7 protein-coding genes are annotated in these 5352 nt (G+C 68.8%); 4 read left to right on the top strand and 3 right to left on the bottom strand.

The features are described from left to right. Positions 1 to 158 precede the first annotated feature (158 nt). The gene (gene rsrA / locus QH470_RS23605) at positions 159 to 434 is read right to left on the bottom strand and encodes a mycothiol system anti-sigma-R factor (RefSeq protein ID WP_280274544.1); all 276 of its coding nucleotides are present in this window, start codon (positions 432 to 434) and stop codon (positions 159 to 161) included. Next, on the bottom strand, positions 431 to 1297 hold the full coding sequence (locus QH470_RS23600) for a sigma-70 family RNA polymerase sigma factor (protein ID WP_400179677.1): 867 nt from the start codon (positions 1295 to 1297) through the stop codon (positions 431 to 433). The genes rsrA and QH470_RS23600 overlap by 4 nt, the downstream gene beginning before the upstream one ends. A gap of 130 nt (positions 1298 to 1427) precedes the next feature. Here QH470_RS23600 and QH470_RS23595 point away from each other — a divergent pair, with 130 nt between their 5' ends. The 3 genes from QH470_RS23595 (at position 1428) to QH470_RS23585 (ending at position 2835) form a co-directional block, all read left to right on the top strand. Further along, positions 1428 to 1919 carry an aminoacyl-tRNA deacylase gene (locus tag QH470_RS23595; RefSeq protein ID WP_280274543.1) on the top strand — a complete coding sequence of 164 codons (492 nt, stop codon included), beginning with the start codon at positions 1428 to 1430 and terminating at the stop codon, positions 1917 to 1919. A 44-nt stretch (positions 1920 to 1963) separates the two neighbouring features. Beyond that, positions 1964 to 2449 (top strand): MarR family winged helix-turn-helix transcriptional regulator, encoded by a 486-nt coding sequence (locus QH470_RS23590; RefSeq protein ID WP_280274542.1) that lies wholly within the window; start codon positions 1964 to 1966, stop codon positions 2447 to 2449. 86 nt (positions 2450 to 2535) lie between these two features. Further along, positions 2536 to 2835: a hypothetical protein gene (locus QH470_RS23585; protein WP_280274541.1), complete on the top strand. Its 300-nt coding sequence runs from the start codon at positions 2536 to 2538 to the stop codon at positions 2833 to 2835. Between the two features lie 26 nt (positions 2836 to 2861). Here QH470_RS23585 and QH470_RS23580 read toward each other — a convergent pair whose 3' ends face one another. Continuing rightward, positions 2862 to 3659 (bottom strand): SOS response-associated peptidase, encoded by a 798-nt coding sequence (locus tag QH470_RS23580; RefSeq protein ID WP_280274540.1) that lies wholly within the window; start codon positions 3657 to 3659, stop codon positions 2862 to 2864. Positions 3660 to 3831: 172 nt separating this feature from the next. On the opposite strand from QH470_RS23580, the gene QH470_RS23575 reads away from it, so the two are divergent. Then, positions 3832 to 5340 (top strand): aldehyde dehydrogenase family protein, encoded by a 1509-nt coding sequence (locus QH470_RS23575; protein WP_280274539.1) that lies wholly within the window; start codon positions 3832 to 3834, stop codon positions 5338 to 5340. Positions 5341 to 5352: the final 12 nt, after the last annotated feature.

The raw sequence follows: 5352 nt of genomic DNA, 5'->3' as shown, positions 1-5352 counted from the left end.
CCTCCCACTAACCCCCCCCCCCCCACGCCCCCCCCCCCCAACCCCCGCCCGCCCCCCCCCCCCGCGGCCCCCCCGGCCCCCCCGGCCTAAACCCCCCGCCCCCCCCTCCCCCCTTTTTCTCGGGCCCCGCTCTGCTGTGTTCCCCGACCTGTACCGACCTAGGGATTCTCGATCTTGGTCTCGGTGATGACGACCGACTTGCGGATCTCGAGGGTCAGCCGCTCGCGCAACGAGTCCGGGGCGCGATCGCCGCCGCACTTGGTGCTGAGCAGGCGCTTCAGCTTCTCCTCCAGCCCGTACGCCTCGATGCACGGCGAACAGTGGTCCATGTGGTGCTGTAGCCGCTCCCGGGTGGCGTCGTCGCACTCACCGTCGAGCATGAGCCAGACATCGGTGAGGACCGCCGTGCAATCCAGTTCCATGTCGTCGCTCATCGAGTAACCTCCTGCCGCGCACTTCCCGTTCGGTCCCGATCGAAGCCCCGCTCGTGTGCCACGTCGGCCAGCAGGCCCTTGAGCTGTTTGCGGCCGCGGTGCAGGCGGGACATGACGGTACCGATCGGGGTCCCCATGATGTCGGCAATCTCCTTGTAGGGGAAGCCCTCCACGTCGGCGTAGTACACCGCCATCCGGAATTCCTCGGGCAACGACTGTAGCGCCGCCTTGATGTCGTCGTCGGGCAGTGCCTCGAGCGCCTCCATCTCCGCGGAGCGCAGACCGGTCGAGGTGTGCTCGGCGGTGGACGCCAGCTGCCAGTCGGTGATCTCCTCGGTCGGATACTGCGCGGGCTGGCGCTGCTTCTTGCGGTAGGAGTTGATGTAGGTGTTGGTCAGGATGCGGTACAGCCAGGCCCGCAGATTGGTGCCCTCACGGAACGACCGAAAACCCTGATACGCCTTGGCGAACGTCTCCTGCACCAGATCCTCGGCGTCGGCCGGGTTGCGCGTCATCCGCAGGGCGGCGCCGTAGAGCTGATCCAGCAACGGCAGGGCGTCGCGCTCGAAGCGCTGCGCCAGTTCCGCGTCGCTGGCGGTGCTGCGAGCCACGCCGGGCTCGCCCTCGGCGCCGTCGATGTCGTCGGCGGGATCGTCGATCGCCGGATCCTCGGCGGCGCTCACGTCCGTGCGCCCGGCATTCTTGCGCTCAGCGTTGCCCGCGGTATCGTCGCTCGTCACGCCCATCCCTTCGATCGCCGTAGCTTTCGAATCTACCGCGAGCGGGGTGGACACCGGGAACCCGGTGTCGGGCGGCCAAGCGACTGCCACCGGGCGTTCGTCGACCAGCACGGTCACCGGCATCTCCTTTGTTCCGATCGAATCTCTCGTTGCCTCGTCCGGGCCCCCGGCGGACGTTCGGCGTACCGCGTGCAACATGGTCGGCGGCCGCTGTGTTCCCGGCCGCGCCGCGGCGGCTCTAAGGTTGACCGGCATGGCAGGTGCTTCGACTCCCGCGATCCTTGCGCTCACCCGTGCGCAGGTGGCGCACCGGGTGCACGCCTACGCGCACGATCCGCGCAGCGACTCCTACGGCGCCGAGGCGGTCGCCGCGCTGGCGGACGAGGTGGGCGTGGCGGCCGCGCAGATCTTCAAGACGCTGGTGCTCGAGCTGTCGACGGGTGGTCTGGCGGTGGCCGTGCTGCCGGTGCCGCGCACGCTGACATTGAAGGCGGCGGCCGCCGCGCTGGGCGCGCCGAAGGCGGTCCTGGCCGATCGGGCGAAGGCCGAGCGCACCACCGGCTATGTGCTGGGCGGTATCTCGCCGCTGGGCCAGAAGCGCGCGCTGCCCACGGTGCTGGACGATTCGGCGCTGCGCTGGGATCGGGTGCTGTGCAGCGCCGGTAAGCGCGGACTGGAGATCGAGCTGGCGCCGGCGGACCTGGTCCGGCTCACGGGCGCGGTGACCGCCGCGGTGACCGGCTGACCAGTCTGCTGGACAATGGTGCGAGTGCGAGGAGGTGACCGTGCGTGGACGATAACGAGGTGATCGACACGATCGGCCAGCAGTTGATCCGGCTCGGTCGTCTCCGTGAACGCACCAACGCCCAGATCGCCGCCGCGTCCGGGGGCGAGATCGAGATCTCCGCCTACAGCATCATCTTCCGGTTGCTCGCCGACGGCCCGATGCGTTCGGGCACGCTGGCCGAGGCGATGTTCTCCGACGCGTCCACCATCAGCCGTCAGGTCGCCGGGCTGGTCAAGCGCGGGCTGATCGAGCGCCGCGCCGACCCGGACGACGGGCGGGCCAGCGTGCTCACCGTCACCGATGCCGGCCGGGAGCTGGCCGCACAGCTGCGCAAGCGTCGCGTCGAAATGCTCGAGCACATCGTCGCGGACTGGGATCACGCCGACCGCGAGCAGCTGGCGACGCTGCTGCGCCGGTTCGTCGACGACTACGAGACGGCTCGGCCGGCCCTGCTGACCTCCGGAGAAACGCCGCGCTCACAGGTGTAAATCACAGAAACCCCATCAACCACACCAGTATCTGTGCATTACTTGAGCGGCCAGAATTCGTTCGACCGTGAGGATGTGATGCGAAAATGTCCCACCGGCAGCGTGTGCGCACCATGGTCGTCACCTGCGGCGCGATCCTCGTAGTGGGGTCCGGCGCGCTCGTCGTCGCCCCCGCGGGCGCGGCACCCGGCGGTGACCCGAATTTCCCGCTCGGCACCAGCCCGGGCGTACCAAGTCAGCAGCAACCGGAGAAGCGTCTCGAGAAGGCGCCGGAGAAGGCGGAGAAGCTGGGTGGGGCCACCACCAGCAAGATTCTGGAGCTGGGGACCGAGCTCATCAAGTGCGGCCTCAACCTCGCCACCCCGGCGGTGAAGTGCGATATTTGAGGCCCTCCTCGCCGTGCGGGCCGGGTTCAGATCAGGCTGATCTGCCCGGCCTGTTCGCTGTCCGGAGCGGGCGCTCCCGGCGCGGGTGCGAGCAGTTCGGGTCCGTTGTTGCGGACGCTGTTCACCAGCGAGGACACCGGGCGCGCCACGATTCCCGAGACCCGTTCCGGGCCAGGTGTTTCCAGCAGTTCCGCCGGTGCGGGGCGGTCGGGATCGAGCCAGGCGTCCCAGTGCTCGCGCGGCATCACCAGGGGCATCCGGTCGTGGATTCGGGTCAGGTCGCCGACGGCGTCCGTGGTCAGGATCGTGCAGGACAGGATCGGGGCCATGTCCTCGACCGAGCGGTCGCGCCAGGTCGACCACAGGCCTGCCATGTACAGGGGGGAGCCGTCGGCGTTCGACATGAAGAAAGGCTGCTTGACAGCTTTGCCCCTACCGGTCGGCGCGGGCTCGACGAGCCATTCGTACCAGCCGTCCATCGGCACCAGGCAGCGGCGTTTCTTCGTCGCGTCGCGGAACGAGGGGGCAGTGGCCGCGCGATCGGAGCGGGCGTTGAACAGGGGCTTGCCCTTGGCCGGCACGCCCGGCTCGGACGCCTTGGTCCAGACGGGAATCAGCCCCCAGCGCATGCGCCGGATGCGCAGCGCCGGATCGTCTTCCGGGTGGTCGTGGTCGTGCCGCTCGACCACGGTGAGCACCTGGTTGGTGGGGGCCACGTTGTAATTCGCGCGGTCCAGGTCGGGCGGGTCACCGGTCTCGTCGATCGCGTCCAACTCGGCCGCCAGCCGCGCCGGGTTGGCCGTTGTCGCATATCTGCCGCACATGCCCCCATGCTGCCACCGCCCACCGACGAATTCCGGTTTCGTCGCGCCGCCGCCGCACCCGCATGGCCGGACGGCACGAAAGATGGCCGGAAATGCAACTGAAGGCGGTTGACTTCACATCTAGGGTATGAGAACTTCGTGCCGTAACTCTCTCATTAGGGGCCGCCGAACCATGTCCACCACCGAGTCCACCGCCGTCGCCGGTGACACCACCCTGACTTCGGTCAATCCGGCCACCGGCGAGGTCATCGCCACCCATCCGATCGCCGACGCGCAGGCGGTCGGCGCGGCCGTCGACACAGCGCGCGGAGCCGCGGCCGTCTGGGGCTCGCTGTCCTACGCGGAACGCAAGAAACATCTGCTGCGCTGGGCCAGCCGGTTGGTCACCAAATCCGACGAGCTGTGCGACCTGATCCACGCCGAGAACGGCAAGCCGCGCGACGACGCGTTCCTCGAACTGCTGCTCGCCCTCGAGCACATCTCCTGGGCCGCCAAGAACGCCGAGAAGGTCCTGAAGCCGAAGAAGGTCTCCCCCGGCGCGCTGATGTCCAACTTCGGCGCCTACATCGAACAGCGCCCGCTGGGTGTCATCGGCGTGATCGGGCCCTGGAACTACCCCGTCTACACGCCGAACGGGTCGATCGCGTACGCGCTGGCCGCCGGCAACACGGTGGTGTACAAGCCGAGCGAATTCTCCACCAGCATCGGCAATTTCGTCGCGAAGGCGTTCTCCGAGGCCAACCCGGAACTGCCCGAGGGCGTCTTCGTCACCGTCAACGGCTACGGCGACACCGGCGCCGCGCTGGTGCGCGCCGATATCGACAAGGTGGCGTTCACCGGATCCGCCGCGACCGGCAAGAAGATCATGGCGGCCGCCGCCGACCGGCTCACGCCGGTGCTGCTGGAGTGCGGCGGCAAGGACGCCGTCATCGTCGCACCGGACGCCGATATCAAGGCCGCCGCCGACGCGGTCGCCTACGGCGCCACCATGAACAGCGGCCAGACCTGTGCCGGTGTCGAGCGCGTGTACGTGGACGCCTCGATCAGCGACCAGTTCGTGGCCGAGGTGAAGAAGATCCTGTCGAACGTGCACCCCGGCTCGGACGAGAAGGCCTCCTACGGCCCGATGACCATGCCGAGCCAGATCGACATCGTGCGCCGCCACATCGAGGACGCCCTGAAGAACGGCGGCACCGCGGTGCTCGGCGGCCCCGATTCGGTGCAGGGCGCCTACATCGAGCCGGTGGTGCTGGTCGATGTGGACGAGAGTTCCGCGGCGGTCCGCGAGGAGACCTTCGGCCCGACGGTCACCATCCGCACCGTGCAGAGCGTCGACGAGGCGGTGGAGCTGGCCAACAACTCCACCTACTCGCTGGGTTCGGCGGTCTTCTCGCGCAAGCACGGCCTCGAGATCGCCCGCCGCATCAAGGCCGGCGCCACCTCGGTCAACTCGGTCCTGGGCTTCGCCGCGATCTCCGCCCTGCCCTTCGGCGGCGGCCGCGACTCCGGCATCGGCCGCATCCACGGCGCCCCCGGCATGCTGGAATTCACCACCCCGCACTCGATCGCAGTGCAGCGCTTCACAATCCCCGGCATGGCCCTACTCAGCTACACCCGCACCGAAAGCACCATGAAACTACTCCGCCGCATCGTCCCCCTCCTCCACGGCCGGCACAAGTAGTTCCCCCCGGGG

The sequence above is a fragment of the Nocardia wallacei genome, assembly GCF_029868745.1.
GTDB classification, from domain to species: Bacteria; Actinomycetota; Actinomycetes; order Mycobacteriales; family Mycobacteriaceae; genus Nocardia; species Nocardia wallacei_B.
The sequence above is the reverse complement of the archived record's forward strand: the minus strand, read 5'-3'. Positions and strand labels throughout refer to the sequence as shown.

Bases quoted from the DNA above. Each gene is read 5' to 3' on its own strand.
- QH470_RS23585 (WP_280274541.1), top strand. From the start codon at position 2,536: ATGTCCCACCGGCAGCGTGTGCGCACCATGGTCGTCACCTGCGGCGCG.
- QH470_RS23595 (WP_280274543.1), top strand. From the start codon at position 1,428: ATGGCAGGTGCTTCGACTCCCGCGATCCTTGCGCTCACCCGTGCGCAG.
- QH470_RS23575 (WP_280274539.1), top strand. From the start codon at position 3,832: ATGTCCACCACCGAGTCCACCGCCGTCGCCGGTGACACCACCCTGACT.
- rsrA (WP_280274544.1), bottom strand. From the start codon at position 434: ATGAGCGACGACATGGAACTGGATTGCACGGCGGTCCTCACCGATGTC.
- QH470_RS23600 (WP_400179677.1), bottom strand. From the start codon at position 1,297: ATGCCGGTGACCGTGCTGGTCGACGAACGCCCGGTGGCAGTCGCTTGG.
- QH470_RS23580 (WP_280274540.1), bottom strand. From the start codon at position 3,659: ATGTGCGGCAGATATGCGACAACGGCCAACCCGGCGCGGCTGGCGGCC.